Here is a 24,467-nt window from a genome sequence, read left to right on the forward strand (position 1 = left end):
CTGAATAAAACAAATATATTATCTCTAGAATTTTGTTGAATAAATTATCAAATCAAAAATTTATCTTTTAACATTCATAAAATTTCTTATAAATCATAATTCTATTATAAATAAAAAATAAAGCCAAAATAACTACCATCTTAATTTTCTTAAACCATCATATATCATGAATCCATATTTCACTTTATGCATAACAAGAAAATATAAAAATTGATATTTTTTATTTAAATAAGTAAAACCATATAATTGATAACAACATTTAAATTCTTCTGAAATTTTAGAAACATATTTCATTTTTTCATTAATATCATATATTTTTAAAACATTTCCTATCAAAATTTTTATTTTTCTTTTTTTATAAATATCTAATACTTTTCTTTCAATACTAGGATTATTATTTAAAAATTTTTCAATTTCTAAAAATTCAATATGATTAGACATCACTTTTTTCATACTAACAGACTTCACCGATGACTGGGGATTATCTTGTCTGTAGTATAAATATCTGTTTGAAGTAAAATAAATTGGACCTGATTTTGATAATGCTTTAAAATTAAAAGAAGTATCTTGGTAAGAAGCTCCTGGAGTAGTTAAAAAACATATATTTTCACTTCTTAAAAAAGAAGATTTATAAATAGAATCCCAAATAGTAGCTCCTATCATAAAAATATCAGTATTAATTAATGGATCGATGATTTTATTTCTCGGCACAGAAAAAGGCATATCATCAAACGGGAAAACATTTTTGTTATCCCAGTATAAATAATGCAATGACTTTACAATATTAACATTAAATTTTTTCGCGAATCCATAAAGTTCTTCAAACATATTTGATGCAGCAAAATCATCAGATTCAACAATTCCAATATACTCTCCCTGTGCAATATTTAACCCTTTATTTAAAGTATCTCCGTATCCAGAGTTTTTTTTATGAACAACAACAAATCTTTTATCATTATCTGCATATTTATCTAGTATATTAGAACAAGAATCCGTAGATCCATCATCCAAACAAATAAACTCGATTTCTTTCAACGTCTGTTGTTTCAAACTATCCAAACATTCAGGCAAATATTTTTCAACATTATAAATTGGTACCAAAACAGATACTTTAACATTACTCATAATACAACCTCATTTCAAAATTCTATAATCGAATCGATCTTCATCTATAATATTTTCTTTAAAAGTCATATTAATAAGTCTCGTTAATCTTTTCTGATAGTCATGATCTTTCCATGCTCGTATCTTACCTGCATTAGCAATTTTATTTCTCTCATCATTATGACCTAAATAATATCGAACTTTCTGAATCATTTCATCCATTGTACGATAAGTAACAATTTCACGATCACATACAAATAAATCACCAATCGCTTTTTTATGCTGTGCAATCTGAAATCCTCCTGCGCCTGCATATTCAAAGGTTCGTACATTTACACCATATATTTCTGGAGGATCTATTGTATTTAAAGAAATTTTAGCATATTTAATTGCGTCAGCTTTATCATGATTGGATAGAAACTTATTAGTATGATATTGAATAACTTTAGAAGTATTAAGCCACCACGTTCCACGATTACCATAAATTTTAAGATCAAAATCAGTAAGTCGTTCTAATAAAGGAAGCCTAGCTGAATGTAATGAACCAATCATAACTATATCGCAACGATATTTATCTTTTAACACATTTTCATTGTGATAATCACATGTAGGCGTGTGTCTAAGTTTGCTAAAGGCTTCTGGTAAATAGAATACATTTAATTTATAAATATCATGCAAATATTTTACAATATATGGTTCTTTATAAAATAGAGCGTCATAACCAGCAATTATGGCAAGCCCACGTTGATAATTACTAATAGCATCAGGAAACCATAGAATTATTTTTCCTCCAGTTATTTTTCTAATTAACTCAATTTCATCAGGCAGAAAATAATCATATGTGCATATTACTAGATCACATTTTATATGTTTTAACGCAACAAAAATATGTTTTAATGAAAAACGTCTTAATCTCGGAGACGCAAATAGCATCTTTCTTTTGATTTTATTAATAACTTTATCAATAGGAGTTACTCGATACATCATCACATTCTTATCATTCGAGAAAGGAATACAGGCAACTACTTCATGCCCCATAGCTTCTAAATTTTCTTTGATATGAAACCCAAAGGCTTCTATTCCAAATTGTCCAATGATTACAATTTTCATCTCTCACTCCTTATGGCTAACTTATAAAAAACATATAACAAAATCATAGTTAACATTCCATTTCGTATTTCCGGGAAAAAATCGAGCCATTCAAGTTCTATGGTAGTAAATAATTGTATAAATGAAATTTTAGCAAAAGGTGAATATGGCCCCATTTTACTTAATTCAATATCCAATGCATTAAGTAAAAAAATAATAAAAGGAAGTATGGTAATAAAACCAACAATTCCAAAATTTTCAGTCCCCATAGAAAAATACGTATCTGCATAATCTACATCAGTACTTAAATTGGCTTGACTAAGAATCCTATCTTTAGAAAAAGTCATATCATTTACATTTTTCTCGCCTATAATAATTGATGGAATTGCAACTATAATTCCACTTTGAATCGTTCCTAAAGAAAATTCCCCCCAATCTCTATTATGGATAAGTGCTAAAGGATAATCAGACAATTCAAATCTATATGATAAATCATCAACTATTGCCGCATTATCACCTGAATATCTTCCTGAAACATTAAATGCTAATAGACTTACTAAAATTATAATCCCTGGAAGTATAATTAAAAGCTTTGTAAATTTAATAAGATTAATTTTCCTAAACAAAAGAAACAGAAAAAATAAAATCAACATTTCGTGAAAAAAAATATATCGAGAACCACTTAGTGAGCTTTCCGCCAACGTAATTCCCATTAAAAAAAATATTGGAATTTTTGAAATAAAAGATTTTTTTTCAAATTGAGCAACAGCCAAAACTGAAAGAATAATATATAAAAAATCATTAGCAAATAAGATAATTTGATCATACATCGTTAATTCGATAGTAGGCTGTAAATAAGGAGATATGTAATTATTGGAATATTTCGCATAAGTTGTATAAATTAATAATATTATACATATCATTAACCAAGTTTTACTGATCTTATATTTCATCGGTGTCTTTATTGCTTTTGTATTTTTATAAGCAAGCCATGGCATTAATTCAACACTACCCAATATAAGAAATCCTGTAAATATAGAAAACAAAAAGCGATATAAATTATCTTGCACAAAATAAAAATATGGGGGTGAAGTAAAATATTTCACACAGCTTAGTTCATAATAAATAGCAAACATTAATAATGTAATTAAAATCAATGGAAAGTCGTTCTCAGCATAATAATGCAATATTTTTTTCCATGTTTTTATTATTATATATACAGAAAAACATCCATGTACTATAGCATACAATAAATCATCTATATTCGCAGACGACAGTGAATACAAATATATTATGTAAATAAAAACAGATAGCTCGAAAAAAACAGTATTATATATCCCTATGCCCATTTTTGTTTTTTTTAGCATATTTACCTTCTTTCTTTCATATTTGCCGAATGGCTTGCCATACTTCATTTATTGTTATAGCCTGCATACATTTAGCAGGATATCCATACTTGCATTTTTTTTTAAGACAAGGAGAACATGACAAATTTTTTCTAATTGCAAGAGTATTCATCCCATAAGCCACCCACTTGTTTGGAAAATCATAAGCAGTACAAAGTTCTATACACTTAGTATTCATAGCCGCCGCCATATGAGCAGTCCCAGTATCAATGGATAGCAAGAATAATATCTTCGTCATGAAATAAAAGCTTTGTTGGATAGAAAATTTTCCACAAAAATTCAATACATGAAGAGACATACTATCTTGCATAATTTGATTTCCGTTCTCCACTTCACCTAATCCACCAATGAGAATTACTTTATGATGATCAGAAATGTTACCCCACCGACGAACAATTTCAGAAAAATTCTCATTGGCCCAACATTGTGCTTCACCTTTCCCAGCAAAAGAAATAGCCATAATCTTGTCATTACTGTTTATTCCACTTTCTTTTAAAACATGATTTACAAAACATTTATCACGTTTTGTAATATGGATCTCAAATTGGGGAATATTTTTACATTTAAACGGCAAATTACTTAAATTCCGCTCCACTTCATTGGGAAAATGACAAAATTTAGTTTGTGCCTGTGGAAAAATCCGTACTGTATTAATACGAAATCCAGTAGCATTTCTAATACCACAAAACCTAAAAAAGACAGCATCCCTCAACACTCGCTTTATATCGCCACTTTCATTAGACAAATAAAATAATTTATCAAAATTTTCGGCTTTAACTTTTTTCTTGAAGCAATTTATTTTCGAAAGTGAGTTAATGTCATTATGATAATAAAGCATTATTTTATTAATACATGAAACTCCACATAAAACGTCTGCTGCCCCAATAGAATTTAGTGACCCTGGCGAAGAAAGAAGTACTATTTGAGCATCTGGATAATAATTTTTTATAGCATATAATGTTGGAATAATACATATTAAATCCCCAATATTTCCTACTTTGTATATGCATATGCGTAAAATATTCTGTTCTTTTGATGTAAAAAGAACAGATGTAATTATGTAAATTACTGCATTACTGAATAATAAAATGCCATGTGCAATATTTGCCTTTATTTTGTCAAATATCATTTCAATCCCCCATATATTCTCATAACTTGACTTAAATATACAAGTTAGTTTTTATTCAAGCGTAGTACATTCATAATTTGTTTATATACATCTTCAACTGTAATACTTCGTATAAAATTATATTTTAAAACATGTGTACATACATTTTTATTTCCACATGGTCATTTAGAACAACTATCTTTGGATATTATTACATTGGTCAATGGCGTTTTCCAACACTTATACCTATTACTGACACACAGCAAATTTCTCACATTTCTTTTGTAGATCAATATGTCACCTGCTTTATTAGTTGATAAATTCGTTGAAACCATGATATTTTATCAAAAGGATCGCAAAAAAATACATTACCATAATTAGACAATATCTCTTTGGAAAACACTGTATCACTCGCAACAATTAGACATCTACTTAATTTAGCTTCTAATAATGGAAGACCAAATGTTTCTATATAGGATGGAAACAAGAGAATGGATTTGGAATATAAATCAAAAACTTTTTCTCGCTTTATGGGACCCAGAAATCGTATAGGTAATTTATTTCTAACAGCATATTGATAGATTTTTTTTGTATATGAATTTTCATTACCTTCAATAGTAAATAAAACTTCATAAAAGCTATTATCAACACCTTTCATTTGCAACATTTTACAAGCTTCAAGAATAATCATGTGGTTTTTATAACTTTGCACGCCAGCAGGATAAAAGAATGTCTTCCGCTTTAAGTTAAATTCAACAAAATATTTCAGCTTACTACTATCAATGGATGGTGCTATCACATCTATTTGTTTAGAGACCACGTGGCATTGTTCTATACAAACCTGCTTCATCCATTGTGTTTGTACAATCACCTTCGTTGCATGGCAAACAGAGTGTTTTATTAATTTACCGATAATATGCTGATATATCCAAAATGTTCTGTTTTCAAAAAGGCTAAATTGATATTGTACAAATGGAAGTGGCTGATGCAAATATAAAATTTGTGGAACAGTCATATGCCATACTATTATATTTTGTAAAGATATAATTTGTTCAATATTATAGGATTTAATAATTTTACGAATTTTGAAAATATCAAAAAAAATCCTATGTAACCAACTTTTTTTTATATCTGGAAATCGTAATACCGTAATATTGTTTGTATTTTCAAGCATCGGCGTACTAATCACAAAATAGTAGTGATTGCTTTGATCTTTACTACATTTACTATAATATTCTTGTAAAATGCTTAACGCTCCACCCTCACTTGCTGCCACGTCATATACTAATATATTCATTTTCTCCACACCATTTTGTTAATAATTCCCGTATAACCTTGTATAATCTTAACAACCTTATTGCTTACATCTTCCATATAATATGGTACCGGGATTCCAAAATCATGATTGTGAATCATCTGAACTGCTGTATCAACAGCCTGTAGAACCTGTACTTTAGTAATTCCTGCAATAATAAAGTTTCCCTTATCTAAAGCCTCCGGCCGTTCCGTGCTGGTACGAATACATACAGCAGCAATAGGTTTTCCTATAGAAAGATAAAAGCTGCTTTCCTCCGGCAGTGTACCACTATCAGAGACCACAGCAAACGCATTCATTTGCAAACAGTTATAATCATGAAACCCCAGAGGCGGATGCTGCATAACACGCGTGTCAAATTGAAAATGACGGGCAGCAATATATTTAGCACTTCTCGGATGACAAGAATACAGAATAGGCATATCATATTTTTCTGCCATCGCATTTATTGCATTCATTAAATCAAAAAAATTCTTTTCTGTATCGATATTTTCTTCCCTATGTGCGGACAAAAGTATATATTTCCATTTTCCCAGATGTAACTTTTCATGTACTGTTGACGCTTCGATTTGTTTTAAGTTAGATCTCAAGACCTCTGCCATCGGCGAACCTGTAACAAAAGTATGTTCTTTTGCAGTTCCCTCTGCATTCAGATATCTTCTGGCATGTTCTGAATAACACATATTCACATCAGCAATATGATCTACGATTCGCCTGTTTGTTTCTTCCGGCAAACATTCATCAAAACAGCGGTTCCCCGCTTCCATATGAAAGATAGGAATGTGAAGTCGCTTGGCAGCAATGGCAGATAAGCAGGAATTAGTGTCACCGAGAATCAACAACGCATCCGGTTTCTGTTCCACCATCAGTGTATAACTTCGGGCAATGACATTCCCAATCGTTTCTCCCAAATCTTTTCCAACAACATTCAAATAAAAATCCGGTTCCCGTAAGTGTAAATCCTCAAAGAACACTTGGTTCAACTCATAATCATAATTCTGTCCGGTATGAACCAATATCTGATCAAAATAAACATCACATTTTTTGATAGTTTCCGATAAACGAATAATTTCCGGACGTGTTCCGACTATTGTCATTAATTTTAATTTCGCCATGTTGTTATACCTCTTCACTATACGTGTCAGGTTTTTCTGAATCAAAACATTCATTACACCACATAAATGTCACTAAATCTGTATCTCCCTCATTCATGATACTGTGTGTATATCCCGTAGGAATATCTACAACTTTTATCATATCACCATTTACATGATACCGATAAACTTTTTCCGTCCCAATCCTACGAAATTGTATCAACCCTTCACCGCTTACGACGACAAACTTTTCATTTTTCGTGTTATGCCAATGGTTGCCTTTTGTAATACCCGGTTTAGAAATATTTACGGAAAATTGTCCCCGATCTAATGTACGAATAATTTCTGTAAATGAGCCCCTATTATCGGTATTCATTTTAAGAGGATAACTAAATTTATCCATCGGCAAATAACTGAGGTAGGTACTGTATAAATCCTTAGTGAATGAATCATCCAATTGCGGCACAGAAAGATTTGTACGGCTTTCCTTAAATTCTTTGATCAGCTCCGCAATCTTTCCTAATTTGACTTCATAAGACGTCGGTACATTACAAAATTCATTTTGTCGATGTTCTTTCCCCTGCAATGCTCCTATAATTTCATTAACAACATCATCTATGTAAACTAAGAACATATCTGTATCAGGATTATCAATTCGTATTGGTAAATCATGCGCTATATTATAACAAAATGTTGCAACTACGCTGTTATAATTAGGCTTACACCATTTACCAAACACATTCAGCAATCGATAAATCAATACCTTAGCACCCGTTTCTTTTTCATAAGCAAAAAGATAATCTTCGGCCATCTTTTTAGAAACACCATATACATTATCAAGAACAGCTTGAATAGATGATGTAAAAAGGACAGGCGATTTATTGTTATGTCTTGTTAAAGCAGTCAACAATTCAGTTGTAATACCATAATTTCCTGGCATAAATACTTCACGATCTTTAGAACGATTTACTCCTGCCAAATGAATAACAAAATCACAATCTGCTGTATATGTATCCAACAAAGCCGAATCACTATCGTGACTAAATTCATATAATGTCAAATCTCGAGTTAATGTACAATTGGGAATTTTCCCGTCCCGAATATTATGAAGTTGAGCCAATAAGTTTTTTCCAATAAAACCATTAGATCCGGTAACTAATATTTTCACTTCATTTCCTCCCAATTGGCTAATTCTTCCTTGATATACGGAATTGTCAACAATTTTTCTTTGATTTCCGCTACATTTAATAGTTTTGTATTTGCAGAATTAAATTCCGTCAACTTGTTTCGCTTTGTATTCCCCTGTGTAAAATAATTATCATAATTCAGGTCACGATTATCTGCCGGTACTTGATAAAAATTACCACAATCTACTGCCCTTGCACATTCTTCATTCGTAAGTAGCGTTTCATACATTTTTTCTCCATGACGGATACCAATAATTTTAATTTCGTTATCCGCATGAAACAATTCTTTAACTGCCTGCGCTAAGTCACTAATCGTACTAGCCGGAGATTTCTGTACCATCAAGTCTCCAGAATGCGCATGTTCGAACGCATAGATAACTAATTCTACGGCTTCTTCCAAACTCATGATAAATCGTGTCATACTCGGTTCCGTAACAGTTAGTGATAATCCAGCCTTTATTTGTTCCACAAAAAGCGGTACCACAGATCCTCGAGAACAAAGCACATTACCATACCGAGTCCCGCAAATCAATATTTTATCAGGTGAAACTGTACGTGATTTCGCTATATATACTTTTTCCATCATAGCTTTAGACGTTCCCATCGCATTAATAGGGTATGCTGCCTTATCCGTAGAAAGACAAATAACCTTTTTCACACCTTCTTCAATGGCTACCGTTAACACATTATCGGTCCCTATGACATTGGTTTTCACTGCCTCTAAGGGGAAAAATTCACAAGACGGAACCTGTTTTAATGCGGCAGCATGAAAAATATAATCTACACCATATATAGCATTTTTGACTGATTGAATATCTCGTACATCACCAATATAAAATTTTATCTTATTGCTAAGTACAGGATATTGTACTTGATATTCATGTCGCATGTCGTCCTGCTTCTTTTCATCTCGAGAAAATATCCGAATTTCTTTTATATTTGTGTCTAAGAATCGTCTTAAAACAGCATTTCCAAAAGATCCTGTTCCTCCAGTTATAAGTAATATTCTATCTTTAAACATACATTTACTCCTCTAAAAAATGATTTATAATAATCTGATATGATTGTAATGAAGTATATTTATTTTCCAACAATTCAAATGCATTATTTCCCATTTCTTTTCTATATTGATCATTATCAACCAACGTATCCACAGCACAATTAAAAGTCTTTAAATCACCTTGTAACACACTAATACCACATCTATTTTTCTCAACTATAGCACCAATATCGGTACTAGCATCAGTACAACAAAGTACAGGCAGTTTATTTTCTAAATAACTCAGCAATCGTGAAGGAAAATTTGGTATATGATACCGACCATCTAATAAAATGAGCCCAACATCAACCGATTCACATAATATTTCATATTCACTTTTAGGAAGACGTTTAATAAATTTAAAATTATTTACATGTGCTTTCGAATAATCAGAAACAACTTTTGCTTCAGTTCCATCTCCTACAAATAAAAAGAAAGCATTTTCATTATCCGTTTTTTTTAACATATTCAAAAAGCTTAATATTCCTTGTGGTTTTCCTAAATTTCCTCCAAACAAAAAAACACACCGATTATCTGGTATTCCATATTTTTTGCGAACTTCCCAATTTTTAGTTACATTATATTTTCTAATTTTAATCGAATTAGGATTCTCTTCTACAATAGGCTTATTTGCCAATATATTGTGCTGTTTCACAAACTTTACATTTGCAGGAGACATACAGCCAATAAAATCACTAGTATTATATAAACGTTGCTCTTGCCATGAAAAATATTTATATATTAATCCCTTATTTTTAATTAAACCTAAATCGGCAATTCCCTGTGGCCAAATATCTTTTAACAATAAATACGTACTTGCATTATATTTATATTTCAATTTTTTATATACACCCGATAAGGTAATGGGAGGTGTTGACATTATAATAAGCTCAAAATGTTCTCCAGAAAAGTATCTATCAATGGCTCTCATAAACTGCATACTAATAAATAAATTTGAAACTCCTTTTTCAACAAAAGGAGTTTTAGTTAAATTGCCCGTCTTTATTCGTAAAACTCTAATTCCATTTTCTTCTTCTAAATATGTTTTACAGCCAAACCTTTTTTCTATCGAACAAGCAACCGTTACATTATGTTGATGTCCAACAAATTCATCCATTAAATCTGTATATAAGTTATTTTCTCCCAATTTAGGCCACGCAATCGTAAGAAATAATATATTCATTTGCTTCCCCTAAATTCTTCCATCGTCACAGACGATTTTGATGAAATACCTTTTCTCTGTAATACTTTTAGTATTGTTTGAAAAACAATTTTACAATCTCCCACAAAAGTAATATTTTTAACATACGCAACATCATACTCAAATTTTTTTTCCCAAGTAATTGCATTTCTACCATTTACTTGAGCAAGTCCAGTAAGTCCCGGCTTAACATCATGACGTTGACGCTGTAACTCATCATACAGTGGTAAATACTTGACCAATAATGGTCTTGGTCCAACAATAGACATGTCCCCTCTTAAAATATTGATCAACTCCGGTAATTCATCTATCGAGGTAGATCGTAAAAATTTTCCAAACTTAGTCAATCGGAGTTCATCGGATAATAAATTTCCATTTTGATCTTTGGTATCTTTCATTGTCCTAAATTTAAAAATTTCAAAAATTACTTCATTTTTACCTGGCCGTTGTTGTTTAAAAAAAACAGGTTTTCCTAATTTTATGCGTATTAAAGTCCCAATAACAATCAATAATGGTGATAACATTGCAACTGCTATCACAGATAATATCAGATCTATTAGTCGCTTTATGCAATGTCGATACATATTTACACCACCTTGTTTTTATGAACTTCTCTTGCAGGAATACCTACTACTGTTTGATTATCTTCTATTTTTTTAAGAATTACTGCCCCTGCTCCAACGATCACATCATCTCCAATTTGGCTACCTGGGATTGCCAATGAACAATTCCCCCAAAAATTATGTGTCCCAATTTTTACATTTCCCGCTATATCTACATAACACATAATACTTGTGTAATCTCCCACAATAGAATCATGCCCAATACTTGAATACAGATTAAACATCACATGACTGCCTATAGTAGTATCACAGGTAACAATAGTATATGGACATAAGATTAAATCTTCTCCTAATATTGCATTTGGTGCAACCAACGCAGTTTTATGAATAAGGTTAATAAAATGTCCACCTTTTTCAGTAATAATATTGGCTATTTCATTTTTAACCTGCGAATTGGCTAGTGCAATAACAAATACATCATCCTTCTGCACTTCATAGCTAGTAACATTTTCATATACTTTAGCCGGTAATAAAAAATACTTTTCAGGTTCTAAAGGCAGTGTCCCCTCTAAAAATCCTTTTATTTCAAATTCGGTTCCATACCCAATAGAATTTTGTGCATGCCAGTATACTTCTCTCGCAAATCCTCCAGTTCCTATAATCAACAGTCGCTTCATGTATGTACTCCTTATTTAAATAATCCATCTATAATTTCTATAACTACGTCTTGCTGTTTTTCGGTCATTTTATTATCACTCGGCAAACAAAGTCCTCTAGCAAATATATCTTCTCCCACAGGATCGTCTAATGTAATAAAATCGTTTGCAGCATATACGGGCTGCAAATGCATGGGCTTCCATATCGGTCTGGATTCAACATTATACTTTGCCAGTTCTAATCGAATATCATCGGGTGTAACAGCTTGTCCTTTATTAATAGTGAAACAACTAAGCCAAAAATTAGGTTCACTGTAAGGTACATAAGGATTCATTTGCACAGGAACCCCAGTAAACCCTTCTTTATAGCGATGATAAATGGCTCGCTTTTGTGCAATGTGTTCGTCAATATGATGCATCTGTCCCCGGCCGATACCGGCTACGATATTGCTCATGCGATAGTTATAGCCAATTTCCTTGTGTTCATAGTAGGGAAACGGTTCCCGTGCCTGCGTTGCCCAGAATCGTACCTTTTTGACGGCTTCCACATCGTCGCTAAGAAACATGCCGCCGCCACTGGTTGTAATAATTTTGTTGCCGTTAAAACTAATGGCATTCCAGGTTCCAAAGGTCCCCGTCTGCTGCCCCTTATACGTAGCTCCTAAACTTTCTGCTGCATCCTCGATAAGGACCGTATCATGGGTGTCGCAAATCGTGCGTAATTCATCCAACTTTGCCGGTGTTCCGTAGAGATTGGCTACAATAACAGCTTTAGGTTTGGGATACGTTTTCCCATCATATTTTTCAAATGCCGCTTCCAGTGCCCGTGGATCCATATTCCATGTATCCCGTTCACTATCGATAAATACTTGAATGCCACCTTCATAGCTTACTGGATTCACCGTCGCCGCAAAGGTAAGGTCGGAACACAGTACTATATCTCCCGGTTGTACCCCGGCAAGTTTTACGGCTAAATGGAGTGCTGCCGTACCGGCAGTCAACGCCGCTGCTTCTTGTACCCCTACATACGCCGCTACTGTTTTTTCAAATTCGTCGACATTTTTTCCCAATGGAGCAACCCAGTTGGTATCAAATGCTTCCTGAACATACCGCTGTTCTTCTCCATGCATCGTAGGAGAAGACAGATATACTCGTTTTTCAAAAATTGGAAATTTTTCAATTGGCAATGGAATCCCTTCTTATGTTTAAAATAGTAAAGAAAAAAAGCGTAAAACTCAACCTCTCAGACACCTTCAGCGCCAGCTCCCCCGTCAAGGGAGCCTGTAATAACATTAACTGCTAACAATTAATTACCCACTATTGTCCACTATCCGATTCCTTACGATGATGTCTATGCCCTTTATGTTTTACATGATCTGCATCGTAGTAGTAGTAATAGTAATAATGACTATACCCATAGCCTCGCTGTGCGGGTACCTTGTTGAGAATCACACCGAGAATATTGGCTCCTCCTTGTTCCAGCTGCGCTTTTGTCCGGTTGGCTTCCTCCGGTGAGATATCTCCTGACGATAGTACGAGAACAACCCCGTCTACCTTGGAGGATAGGACCGCCGCATCCGTCACCGGCAGGACCGGCGGCATATCGAGCAGAACATAGTCATACACATCCCGGACTGCCTGCAAGACTTCTTCCATCTTTGCCGAGCTCAACAGTTCCGACGGATTCGGCGGCACCGGCCCGCTGGGCAGAATATCCAAATGGGGCAGTACCCCTTTTTGAATCACGGTGTCTAGTTTGGCTCCCGTAGCGATATAGTTACTGAGTCCACGATTCGGCAATTCAAAATACTTATGCTGTACGGGCTTACGCATGTCGCAATCGATAAGCAGCACGTTCTTTTCATTCTGCGCCATGACGATGGCCAGATTGGATACGGTCGTCGATTTTCCTTCGGAGGGTGTTGCCGACGTAAAGCTGATTAATTTCAACGGTTTTCCCGCACCGGCAAACTGCAGATTCGTACGAATCGCCCGATAGGCTTCGGAAATAGGGGATTTCTTATTATATTGGGTTATGAGATTTATTTCCGCCATAGTTTATCCCTCACCTTCGCCAGTACTCCTCTATATCTATTTTTTTCCTTCATGTGATCTGCATCGGGAACCATTCCCAATACAGGCAAATGGAGCAACTGTTCCACGTCGTCCGCCGTGCGTATCTTACGATTCAGTAAATACCGTGCCACAACGAGGACTATGCTACAAAGAATACCTAATACAGCGGCTAAGACCAGTGTCAATGCTTTTCGCGGTTTGATCGGTCGTTCCGGCAAGGTCGCCGCATCGACCACCTGGACTTCCGTCGGCACCATGGCTTCCGCAACTTTAGCTTCTTCTAACCGTTTTGCCAGCATAACATAGATTTCCTGTGCTACGTCGGCATCTCGTTTGGCCCGGACAAACCCTTGTTCCTGTACGGGAAGCGTTGCTATCATCGTATTATTTTGTGCATCCAAGTCGGCAAGTGCTTGATTCTTCCCTTGCGCTACAGCGATGGCAGCTTCGTTCTGAAATTTATCCGCCATCAGTTTTTGCTGTACCGTACTGCTCGACGGGGCTTCTTGTGCTACGATTTTAGAAATCTCCTGATGTAAGGCATCCTGTGTTGCGGCAATCTGGTTATTGATTTCCTGCATCTTCGGATGGTCCTCGGTGTATTTTCCGACATAGCTTGCTTTCGTTGATTCCAGCTCCGCCAATTGTTTTTTATACTGCTGAATGGCCGGACTATCGGCAATACTCTTGCCGGCACTTTCCAGTTGACCGTTGACACTGGCTAGCGCCGCCTGTGCCGTTTCCAAGGCCAGTTGGTTATCTGCCTTTGCTTTATCCACCATGGACAGCTTATCCGTCAGCCCCTTCATCTGCTCGCTGGGAGAGTATACTTTGTTGGCTACCTGATATTGCTGCAGCTTTGTTTCGGCCTCTGTTAGTTCTTGCTTCGACGATGTCAGCCGCTTTTCCAGAAATTGACGGATGGACTTCTGTTCATCATGAGACATTTCCGTCAACCGTCCCATAAATCCCTGTACTAAAAGAGTATTGGCTTTTTGTGCCTGTTCCGGCGAGGTACCGGATACGGCGATTTGTAAAATCTCCGTATCTTTAAACGGTGTCGTTTTGATATGTCCTTTTACATATTCTTCGTAGCCTGGGTACTTGCCATCCTTATCTTTTTTTTCGGTAGCCCGAATGACCGGAATGACGACGTTACGGCTTTTTAGAATTTCCGCATCGGTCATCATCAATTTCTTGTCCTCCATATCATTCCCACCGGTAATACTTTTGAGGATCGAGTCCCCCAGTCCTTTTTCCTGTTTTACCCGGACCAAGGATACGGACTCATAGGTTGGCGATACGACAAGAAGATACACGCCCGCACAGAGAAGAAATCCCGACGTAATCGCTGCAATTATTTTTTTATGATCATTGACGACTTGCAGGAGTTCCCGCAAATCGATCGTCATTTCCTCTTCCAAAAAAAATCAACTCCTAAAGGATAATGGTAGTACTAGATGAACGTGCTTGTTATAACCTCTCCGTCACCTTCGGTGCCAGCTCCCCTGACAAGGGAGCCGTAGAAGATAATACACAATGATATTAATTCGTATTGTTCTTGATTTCCGAGACCATATAGGCTCCTGTCAGGATAGGTGCTATATCACGGGAGAAGCTGATGCGGCTGTTCCTCGTAAAGTACAGGACATCGCCTTCGCGCATAACGTAGTTCTGGCGCATGTCTCCTGTTTCCAAAATATGATTCAGATTGATGACAATGGGTTTATCCGGTTCATCCTGGTGGATCAAAAAGATTTTCTTCTTTGCCGTATCCCAGTTGAACCCATTGGCTGCTCCGATAGCATCCAATACCCGGTGGGATTTTTCCAATTGATAGACACCGGGCCGATTGATCTCACCAAAGACATAGACGCGGACCGTTCCCAGTTTTGCAATGTTCACAGCCACATCGGGATTTACGATATACTTGCTCAATCCATTGCGCAGAGTATCTGTAAACTGCGCCACCGTCATGCCTTGGGCATCGATCTCTCCTACCATAGGAAAGGATACCTTACCATCAGGGCGCACGAGAAACGGATTGGGGTTGGTCGTTGAGTTACTCAGATCCGGTTCCTGTGTAACCGTTATATACAATTCATCACCGGGACGCATGAGATAGTCTGCCGCCGATACCATGCCTGTCGACATAGCCAGTGCCAAGGCTATCGCTACTACTTTTTTTTTCATATATCATTCACTCCAACTGATAATAATAATAAATAAATGCAATATGATACTACTATCTTTCTAATTAAGTATAGCATATTCTATATACCGAGTCAGTAAAAATATACAGGTAACCGTAGTGAATCGTTGCGTAGTTAAACTCATCTGTAACACACATCTCCTGTTTACCCATTCCTACAACCGCTTCCGCTTTTTCCACAACCACTCTTTCTCCTTACAACCACTCTTTCTCCTTACAACCGCTCTTCTATTTTTTACTCCGGATCATGGTTGGGATGATAGGTTGGGATGATCCGCTGCAGGACATGGATGACTTCTTCTTCCGTCCGGCATTGCTGAAAGGAATCGATCTGCTGATGAAGCCAGGTTTCATCGACTTCTTCCAGTTGTGCCGTAAAAATCTTTTCGTGAGCGGTCTTCCGCGTTCCTTCTGCCTGGGTCAACAGTTCTTCATACAATTTTTCGCCGGGGCGAATGCCGGTGATTTGTATGGGAATGTCCACTCCCGGTTCATAGCCGGAGAGGCGGATCATATTTTTGGCAAGATCCATGATCTTGACGGGTTCTCCCATTTCCAGAAGGAATACTTCGCCCCCTTTGCCCATGGAACCGGCCTGCAGCACGAGCTGACTGGCTTCGAGAATGGTCATAAAGTACCGTGTCATGTCGGGATCCGTCACGGTCAGCGGACCGCCCGCAGCGAGCTGCCGGTGAAATAAAGGAACGACACTGCCCCGACTGCCTAGGACGTTGCCGAAACGGACGGTAATATATTTCGTCGCATAGCGGTCATTCATGACATGGACTACTTTTTCCGCGACCTGCTTCGTCGCGCCCATGACACTAGTAGGGTTGACGGCTTTATCCGTAGAGATCATGACAAACCGTTCTGCGCCGTATCCGCCGGCAGCTTCTGCGATGTTGCGCGTTCCGTATATGTTATTGAGGACCGCCGCCATGGGCTGGTGTTCCATGAGGGGGACATGCTTGTGCGCCGCCGCATGGAAGACGACCTGGGGCCGATATTTATCAAAAATACGATCCAGCTGCCGCGGATCGCGGACACTGGCAATGATGGGAACGATCCGTTCCGTCCCGTATTTTTGGCTTAGTTCCTGATGAATAAGATAAATGCTGTTTTCTCCGTGTCCCATGAGGATCAGCCGCGCCGGCTTCATATACATGACCTGGCGGCATATTTCCGAGCCGATAGAACCGCCGGCCCCGGAAATAAGAACGGTTTTCCCCGTAATGTACTCTTCGATGTTCTGGATATCCAGCTTTACCACGTCCCGTGCCAGCAGATCTTCAATGGATACCGGACGAAGACGCTGTATAAGTACCTCATTATCCAGAAGCTGGTACAATCCCGGCAAGGTATTTACCTGACATTTGAGAGGCGAACAGATCTCAATCGTCTCCCTGATGACGGCCCGTCTGGCTGACGGCATGGCAATGATGATCTCCTTGATGCCGTATTTTTCCACCATCGTCGGAATATCGCCGCGCCCGCCGAGGATGCGGATCCCTCCCATGATATGATGCTGCTTCCGCGGGTCATCGTCAATAAACCCCACAAGATTCCGCCGTCGCGTATGGAACTGCATGATTTCCCGCGCGATCATGGCACCGGCGTCTCCGGCCCCTACGATCAAGACCGGCGTCTGTTCTGTCTCTGCCACCTTTTCCGTATCCGCATGGATAATGACATAATGCAGCAGGAGCCGTCCTAAGCCAATAAATCCGGTCGCCACAATATAGGAAATAAAGTACAAGGAGCGTGGTAGATGGATATTGACAAGCAGTGTGCAAATAAAAAAAATCACGGCGCCTGCGGAAGTGGCAAACAACACAGCCCCCACCTCGCGAGTGCCGGCATAACGCCATACGCGGGTATACAGATGCATGGCCGCCAGCATCAACAGATAGGAAATAACAAAAAAAGGCAGGCATACTACTACCTGCACAAAATACGCATCGATCACGAGTTCTCCAAAGCGTAAAAAAAGACTGATGAAAGCAACCATGATCAATGTAAAAATATCAGCCAGTACCAAAAATCCCGGCAATACATACTGCCGCATAACAGTATCTCCTCCTTGCATATTTTTGCATAGTTATAATGATATTTCATCATTATTATTCATTTTCGTATATACACTATCGCTATGATGTATGTTCACATTGTATCATACCCCTGCAAAGAGTACAATCAGGAACAGTGTATTATTTTATTTACATCGTATGTGCTATGTAAAATATATGTATCAGTTTACTTGCCCAACAGACGGGAAATGATCCCCTTTTTGGGTTTATCCCAGTGTTCGGGAAGCTCCGGATAGAGAACGCGGTCTTCGAGGATCCGTTCGGCATTCCAGGTACACGTATCCTCTGCATCCGTATCTCCCATGGCTTCTATCGCCCGGAGTCCTTCCCGCATGTCTGTATTGCGGGCTTCTGTCCGATGGGCATCACTCCCCAGGAAAATAACCATATGGTGGCGCAGCAGATTTTCTGCCCGGAGCTGCGTATCTTTTCCGAAAGAGCCTTTGAAACTGCCGGTGTTGCACTGTGCCAGCACACCGTTATGCATCCATTCCAATACCCGGCGGGGATGCGTCATGATCCGGTCATAGCGTTCCGGATGAGCCAATACCGGTACAAAATCCCGCAGCATCAGTTCATATAAGAGTGCCTCCGCTTGATCCGGCTGACTCTGTGCCGTGAACTCGCAGAGAATATATCGGCTGCCCGCCAGGCAATAATCCCGGCTGCCTTCGGTGATAAATTCCAGCGTATCATAGTTGAGTTCTACTTCCGCCCCCGCATGGATCCGAATAGAAATGCCTGCCGCGTCTGCCTGCTGCTGCAGGTCTGCCGCCTTGGCTGTAATGACCGGCCATTCCGGGACTACACCGCGGCGGTTCACATGGGGCGTGGCAAAAATATCGGTCACATCGGATGCTGCAGACATGCGCAGCATGTCCAAGGACATCGCCAGCGACTGGGATCCATCATCTATGCCATACAAAATATGAGAATGTATATCTATCATGATACCCCCACTCCTTTTTCTATATGCCGTTTACTTTATTATCATCATCACGCGTAAGGATACTCTTTTTATAAATATACACCAACAAGAACGGTATCGTCAATATTCTCAAAAACGAATTTGTTTAAATACAATATTATTTGTTATATATATGCATTTCAGCATTCCTATTTTTCTGCGGTATTTCCTTTTTTTTAAAAAAACATATACTCGCAGTTTCCTTATCTATCACCAGGATTTCATATCCTGTGTCCCTGCCGCCCGGCTGGGCGGTTTTCCAGCGCAGGAGAAATACATAAAAAAACATCCGGACCTCGTACGATAAAAAAAGGGTTATCTGATATCGGTTGATCAAATAACTCTTTTTTCTCTTTTTTTATTATTCCGCCGGATGAAATACCTTTCCCGGATTGAGAACCCAGTTGGGATCCATAGCTCCCTTGATGGTTTTCATGAGTTCCAGTTCTACAGGATCTGTATATTCTTCCATATAGCATACCCGCTTCATGCCGATGCCGTGCTCGCCGGAAAGGCGGCCGCCTAAGTCATAGACGTAGCGGTACGCCGTATGGCGGAATCCCTCCAGCTGTCGTTCCCACTCGGCATCGCTCATATCACATCGGAGAATCTGGAAGTGCAGATTCCCGTCACCGGCATGGGCCAGACAGAATACCCGGAAATCATATTGCTTGCTTTCTTTGACGAGAGCCTGAATGCAGTCGGCAATCTTCGTAACCGGAACGACCAGATCCTCTGAGGTCTGTACCTCGGACAGGGACCGCGTGCTTTCCAGACAGTTGCGGCGCACCTGCCATACACGGTCGTCGGCTTCGAGTACGTCCGTGGCCCCGCATTCTTCGCAGATGGCGCTCAGTTTTTCCATTTTGTCATCCAATTCATCTTCATTAAAGGTTTCGATCGACACGATATCATAACAGCCATCTTCGTAATGCGGCAGTTTCAGATCCGAATAGTCGCTGGCACTGCGGACGAAGTTATTGTCCATAAATTCCACGCTCGTCGGATTGAGTCCGGCTTTGACCAGTTTCGGCACCAATGCCGTTGCTTTGGCCAGATCCGTGAAGACCGCCAGTACATCCAGTTTGTAGGGCGCCAGGGGCACGAGTTTCAGCGTGGCCTTGGTGATGATGCCCAGCGTCCCTTCGGAGCCGATGATCAGCTGATCGAGACAAAAGCCGGTCGAGCATTTTTTCAGTGTAGCCCCCAGTGTCGTTACCTTGCCGTTCGGCAGCACGACTTCGACGGAGTATACCTGATGGCGCGTCGTACCGTAGCGGACTGCCTTGTTGCCGCCGGCATTGGTCGCCAGATTGCCACCGATGAGGCAGCTGTCCGAACTGCAGGGATCTCCGGCATACATGAGTCCTTTTTCATGGGCCAGGTTCTGGATATCGATCGTGCGGACACCGGCCTCTACGACCATGTACATGCCTTCTTCGTTGATTTCCAGGATACGGTTCATCCGTTCCAGCAGCAGTACGATGCCGTGATATGTCGGAATGGCGCCGCAGCTCACGCTGGTACCGGCACTGCGCGGGGTAACGGGAACACCGTATTGATTGGCGATCTGCATGATCTTGGCTACTTCCTCCGTACTGCCTGCCGATACTACGACCTCCGGCAGACGCCAGAAGGTGGGATCCAGATTTTCGTCGAGCTTATATTTGTCCAGCGTTTCGGCATCGGTCTTGACGTATTTTTCACCGACGACCGCCTGCAGGGCCGTTACGACTTCGGGTGTTACAGGATTATACTGTCTCATGATGTGATCATTTCCTCTCTGTGCAGCACCGGCCTGAACGCAGGATGCGTATTTTTTGCAAGCCGGCTGTTTTGTAAATTGCCCCCATTATACCGCAACAGGAAGCATTTGTCTTGCTTCTTTCCTATACAAATTACGCTAGAATACCTATGATTTTTTCTTATAGGTACCAGTAAAACGTATAACTTATTGTTATAGTAAGGAAAACCAACAACCGTACACAGTTGTTGGTTTTCCGTGTTATTTCGTATAGACAGGAAAGGTAGCCGCCGCATGTCCCATGATCGTCACGGTATAGTGTTCGGGTACTTCCTTCCGCGCCATGTTCCAGGCAGTCTGCAGATCGGGAGCCGGGATCTGGCCGGTCTGGCGGATGATGTCGAAATTCTCCGGTCGCGTAACGACATAGCAAGTCTTCATCGAGGCAATGATGCAGCGTGTCTTGAACGCGACAAACCCGGGCATGAGAAATTCCCGGCGCAGTTCCTGTTCCACCTGATCCAAGTCGCTGCGGAAAAACCATTTCGTAAAGATTTCCGGTTCTTTGATATCCGGACAATCCAGTGTCAGGATCATGACACCGCCGGGTTTCGTCGCAAAAACGGCATTCATATAGGCCTTGCAGCCTTGGTACAGGTTTAGGTCCTTCGGGTAGCCGCCGGCCGAGGCAATCGTAATATCGGCTTGCTCCCGGATCGGCACGCCGCCTGTCGCCAATACGTCCTGACAGCCCTTTTCCCAGGCCTTGCGCCAGTGTCCGCCTACGACGTCGCAGAGATCTCCGTCTGCCGTAAATACCGTATTGACCAAGAAGTCGGGATGGACCATCTGCGCCGCCTCCAGCATATCATGATGGAACGGATTGTCTTCGAGACTTGCCGTGTCGCAGTGCGGATTACACCCGCCCCCCGGGGTTTCGGCTAAGGCCAGGGAATGATTCGTCATGATAGAATCAAATCCGGCAATCCCCGGCAGTATCGCCTTGCGGCCGCCGCCGTAACCGGCCATGGGATGAAAGGATACGGCTCCGGTCAAAATGAGTTTGTCTGCCTGCAGGGCTTCCGTATTGATATATACGTCGTTGCCGAAGCTGGTTGTTCCTACATAGGATAGAGTATCCTTATTCCGGCAGTCATGCTGCACCATGCGCAGGCGCCGGGTCATTTCCGCACCGCAGACGATGGCGTCTTCCTCCGGTGTATGGGCCCGATGCGTTCCTTGGGCCACGATGACCGTGATCTGTTCATCCTTGACACCGGCTTCGTTCAGTTCTGCCACCAGGACCGGCAGCATTACCTCCGTATGTACTAGGCGGGTAATATCACTGACGACGATCGCCACGGTATCCCCGGCTTTGACGATGTCACGCAGGGGTTTGCTTTCGATCGGCTGCCGCAGTGCCTTACGGACCGCTGCCGCTTCCTCGGTCACGACCGCCGCCGTATTGCCGTGCAGAGCATACAATATATGATCCTCCGGCAGGTCTATATGCTGTACTTCTTTCCCAAAGGGAATAGAAAATGATTTCATGAAATGACGACCTTTCCTTCTGTATTGTTTGTCTTACATCGGCGGGAACAGATTCCAGCGTCCCATGATCATCGCCACGATGACCCGTACAAAAAGCAAAGAAAAAAGGATCGTCACCAAAATCAGCAGAAAATTTTCAAAATCATCGACTCCGTGAAACATGCGTTGCAAGCTGTGCCAAACATCTATCATAGTATGCCTCCTCATGTATTTCATCTTCTTTAATTATCTGTATGGGGGAATAGGTCATGCACCATTTGTGCTGATTTTTCGTCCTTGCTCATCCCCTTGAGCAAGGTCTTTTCCGAGTTTTCCATATGTTTTTTAGCTACGCGGCGAGCCATCGTGCTGTTGTGGTTGGCAATGCTTTCTACCATTTGGCGATGTTCCTCCCACGTTGCGGCCAGCCGTCCCGGATAATGCATGGAAATAGAACGGAACCGCAGCATCTGTTCCCGCAGGTTGTTCAGGATATCTACCAGGCGGGTGTTGCGGCTGGCATGATACAGGACGTCGTGAAAACGCACATCTGTATCAACTATTTTGTCGAAGGCACCTTGTTCGATGTATTCGTTGATTTCTACCATCATACGTTCCAGTGTTTCCAGTTCTTCGTCTGTAATACGTTCGGCCGCCAGTCCGGCCGCCAATTCCTCCAATGCCCCGCGGATTTCAAACACCTGGGCGATATCCTTGAGAGAAATGTCGGCCACATACGTGCCGCGCCGCGGTACCATGACGACGAATCCTTCCAGCTCCAGTCGGCGGATCGCTTCCCGGATCGGCGTACGGCTGACGCCCAGTTCGTCGGCCAGCTGGATCTCCATCAGCCGTTCCCCAGGTTTTAATATGCCGTCTTTAATTGCCTGCCGCAGCGTTTCGCTGACGACCTCGCGCAGCGGCTTATAGGCATCCAGCTTGATCGGACTCAGTTTCTGATGTTTTACTTCAGTATTCATCTCCATACCCTTCTCCCCTAGAAAATCTGCTGACGAAGACGTCTGCATCATCCAATACTCCGCCAACGATACTCAGCATGCCGATATCTCCCGGCGGCGGAACGATAGCAAACACGGTCGGACCGCTGCCGCTCAGCATAGGCTTTAAGTCATACATTTCCAAAATGTCCTTGCAGCGCTCGATCTCCGGATAGTCGGGAATGACTAGTGATTCAAAGGTATTGCCCATTAATTTTGATAATTCGTCCAAAGAACCGTGCCATACGGCCTTTTCCATCAGGTCAAAGCGAAGCGGCAGATCAATGGGATTTTCATCAAACTTGGCATAGGCCTGCTCCGTATGGATGGTTATGTGCGGATGAATCAGCATGACCATCATGCTCGGAAAATCAGGAAGCTGCGTGATGATATCGCCGCGGCCCCGGCCCCGGGCCGTACCGCCGCGAAGACAAAACGGCACATCGGCGCCAAGGGCGGCTCCGATACGGCACAATTCTTCATAGGGAAGCTTCAGTCCCCATAACCGGTTCAGGCAGCGCAGCGTAGTGGCACAGTCGGCACTGCCGCCGCCCAGTCCTGCTGCGATAGGTATCTTCTTTTCTATATGAATACGAGCACCTTGTCTGTTCCGGCAAAAAGGGCGCAGCGCCACTGCCGCTTTGTAGGCCAGGTTCGTTTCATCGCAGGCAAGTGCCGGATCCGTACAGGTTACTTCTATCGTATCCGCCGCCTCCACGTGGATGGTGTCACTGAGTTCAATGGATTGGAATATCGTGTCGATATTATGATATCCATCCTCGTGTCTCCCTAAAATACGTAGTGCCAAATTCAATTTTGCATGTGCTTTTTCTACTATCATTCGCGTATCTCCATTCTGAAATCTTTTTTCCCCGTTTATTATTATCTACATATTCATTATCGGGGAATCGTATGTTATAATTTTAACATATAAAGCACATGTTGCCGAGACATAAATAAAATCTATGCACAATATGCAATTCCCTTATAACTAATAATGATTATATTTTATATATTTGATTATACCTGTTTTAGGATAACTTGACAATATAACACCGTAAATTGATACCGTAAATATTCTCTTTTCCATA

The 24,467-nt window shown here is 40.3% G+C and carries 22 protein-coding genes; all 22 read right to left on the reverse strand.

From position 1 onward, the window contains the following. Window positions 1–132: 132 nt before the first annotated feature. The 22 genes from NXG62_RS05680 to ispE all read right to left on the reverse strand — a co-directional run bounded on the left by NXG62_RS05680 (window position 133) and on the right by ispE (window position 24,217). Complete coding sequence (locus NXG62_RS05680) at window positions 133–1,125, reverse strand: glycosyltransferase family 2 protein (protein ID WP_427113982.1); 993 nt, start codon at window positions 1,123–1,125, stop codon at window positions 133–135. Between the two features lie 9 nt (window positions 1,126–1,134). After that, window positions 1,135–2,214 (reverse strand): CgeB family protein, encoded by a 1,080-nt coding sequence (locus tag NXG62_RS05685; protein ID WP_427113983.1) that lies wholly within the window; start codon window positions 2,212–2,214, stop codon window positions 1,135–1,137. Next, window positions 2,211–3,560 carry a hypothetical protein gene (locus NXG62_RS05690; protein WP_427113984.1) on the reverse strand — a complete coding sequence of 450 codons (1,350 nt, stop codon included), beginning with the start codon at window positions 3,558–3,560 and terminating at the stop codon, window positions 2,211–2,213. The genes NXG62_RS05685 and NXG62_RS05690 overlap by 4 nt, the downstream gene beginning before the upstream one ends. A gap of 16 nt (window positions 3,561–3,576) precedes the next feature. Then, window positions 3,577–4,728, reverse strand: coding sequence for a glycosyltransferase family 9 protein (locus NXG62_RS05695; protein WP_427113985.1), 1,152 nt, complete (start codon window positions 4,726–4,728; stop codon window positions 3,577–3,579). Between the two features lie 268 nt (window positions 4,729–4,996). After that, on the reverse strand, window positions 4,997–6,004 hold the full coding sequence (locus NXG62_RS05700) for a glycosyltransferase (protein ID WP_427113986.1): 1,008 nt from the start codon (window positions 6,002–6,004) through the stop codon (window positions 4,997–4,999). After that, a complete protein-coding gene (gene wecB / locus NXG62_RS05705) occupies window positions 6,001–7,137 on the reverse strand; it encodes a non-hydrolyzing UDP-N-acetylglucosamine 2-epimerase (protein WP_427113987.1) in 1,137 nt (378 codons plus the stop codon). The genes NXG62_RS05700 and wecB overlap by 4 nt, the downstream gene beginning before the upstream one ends. Before the next feature lie 4 nt (window positions 7,138–7,141). Beyond that, window positions 7,142–8,284 (reverse strand): NAD-dependent epimerase/dehydratase family protein, encoded by a 1,143-nt coding sequence (locus NXG62_RS05710; RefSeq protein ID WP_427113988.1) that lies wholly within the window; start codon window positions 8,282–8,284, stop codon window positions 7,142–7,144. Then, window positions 8,281–9,324, reverse strand: coding sequence for a polysaccharide biosynthesis protein (locus NXG62_RS05715; protein WP_427113989.1), 1,044 nt, complete (start codon window positions 9,322–9,324; stop codon window positions 8,281–8,283). The genes NXG62_RS05710 and NXG62_RS05715 overlap by 4 nt, the downstream gene beginning before the upstream one ends. A 4-nt stretch (window positions 9,325–9,328) precedes the next feature. Further along, window positions 9,329–10,525 (reverse strand): glycosyltransferase family 4 protein, encoded by a 1,197-nt coding sequence (locus tag NXG62_RS05720; protein ID WP_427113990.1) that lies wholly within the window; start codon window positions 10,523–10,525, stop codon window positions 9,329–9,331. Next, window positions 10,522–11,127 carry a sugar transferase gene (locus tag NXG62_RS05725; protein WP_427113991.1) on the reverse strand — a complete coding sequence of 202 codons (606 nt, stop codon included), beginning with the start codon at window positions 11,125–11,127 and terminating at the stop codon, window positions 10,522–10,524. Before NXG62_RS05725 ends, NXG62_RS05720 begins: the two co-directional genes overlap by 4 nt. A gap of 2 nt (window positions 11,128–11,129) precedes the next feature. Then, entirely contained in the window at window positions 11,130–11,783 is a 654-nt protein-coding gene (locus tag NXG62_RS05730) for a NeuD/PglB/VioB family sugar acetyltransferase (RefSeq protein ID WP_427113992.1), read from the reverse strand. An 11-nt stretch (window positions 11,784–11,794) separates the two neighbouring features. Beyond that, a complete protein-coding gene (locus NXG62_RS05735; RefSeq protein ID WP_427113993.1) occupies window positions 11,795–12,949 on the reverse strand; it encodes an aminotransferase class I/II-fold pyridoxal phosphate-dependent enzyme in 1,155 nt (384 codons plus the stop codon). A gap of 130 nt (window positions 12,950–13,079) precedes the next feature. Further along, the gene (locus tag NXG62_RS05740) at window positions 13,080–13,817 is read right to left on the reverse strand and encodes a CpsD/CapB family tyrosine-protein kinase (protein ID WP_427113994.1); all 738 of its coding nucleotides are present in this window, start codon (window positions 13,815–13,817) and stop codon (window positions 13,080–13,082) included. Continuing rightward, a complete protein-coding gene (locus tag NXG62_RS05745) occupies window positions 13,805–15,262 on the reverse strand; it encodes a GumC family protein (protein ID WP_427113995.1) in 1,458 nt (485 codons plus the stop codon). Before NXG62_RS05745 ends, NXG62_RS05740 begins: the two co-directional genes overlap by 13 nt. Window positions 15,263–15,383: 121 nt before the next feature. Beyond that, the gene (locus NXG62_RS05750; protein ID WP_427113996.1) at window positions 15,384–16,031 is read right to left on the reverse strand and encodes a polysaccharide biosynthesis/export family protein; all 648 of its coding nucleotides are present in this window, start codon (window positions 16,029–16,031) and stop codon (window positions 15,384–15,386) included. A 254-nt stretch (window positions 16,032–16,285) separates the two neighbouring features. Beyond that, complete coding sequence (locus NXG62_RS05755) at window positions 16,286–18,115, reverse strand: polysaccharide biosynthesis protein (protein WP_427113997.1); 1,830 nt, start codon at window positions 18,113–18,115, stop codon at window positions 16,286–16,288. Window positions 18,116–18,303: 188 nt separating this feature from the next. Beyond that, window positions 18,304–19,086, reverse strand: coding sequence for a tyrosine-protein phosphatase (locus NXG62_RS05760; RefSeq protein ID WP_427113998.1), 783 nt, complete (start codon window positions 19,084–19,086; stop codon window positions 18,304–18,306). Window positions 19,087–19,465: 379 nt separating this feature from the next. After that, the gene (locus NXG62_RS05765) at window positions 19,466–20,869 is read right to left on the reverse strand and encodes an FAD-binding oxidoreductase (protein WP_427113999.1); all 1,404 of its coding nucleotides are present in this window, start codon (window positions 20,867–20,869) and stop codon (window positions 19,466–19,468) included. 240 nt (window positions 20,870–21,109) lie between these two features. Beyond that, on the reverse strand, window positions 21,110–22,399 hold the full coding sequence (gene larA, locus NXG62_RS05770) for a nickel-dependent lactate racemase (protein WP_427114000.1): 1,290 nt from the start codon (window positions 22,397–22,399) through the stop codon (window positions 21,110–21,112). A gap of 33 nt (window positions 22,400–22,432) precedes the next feature. Then, window positions 22,433–22,591, reverse strand: a complete 159-nt coding sequence (locus NXG62_RS05775; protein WP_427114001.1) for a hypothetical protein — start codon at window positions 22,589–22,591, stop codon at window positions 22,433–22,435. 29 nt (window positions 22,592–22,620) lie between these two features. Then, a complete protein-coding gene (locus NXG62_RS05780) occupies window positions 22,621–23,358 on the reverse strand; it encodes a GntR family transcriptional regulator (RefSeq protein ID WP_427114002.1) in 738 nt (245 codons plus the stop codon). Next, complete coding sequence (gene ispE / locus NXG62_RS05785; RefSeq protein ID WP_427114003.1) at window positions 23,348–24,217, reverse strand: 4-(cytidine 5'-diphospho)-2-C-methyl-D-erythritol kinase; 870 nt, start codon at window positions 24,215–24,217, stop codon at window positions 23,348–23,350. The genes NXG62_RS05780 and ispE overlap by 11 nt, the downstream gene beginning before the upstream one ends. Between the last annotated feature and the right edge of the window lie 250 nt (window positions 24,218–24,467).

The organism is Megasphaera sueciensis (assembly GCF_050219315.1).
Classification (GTDB): domain Bacteria; phylum Bacillota; class Negativicutes; order Veillonellales; family Megasphaeraceae; genus Megasphaera_A; species Megasphaera_A sueciensis.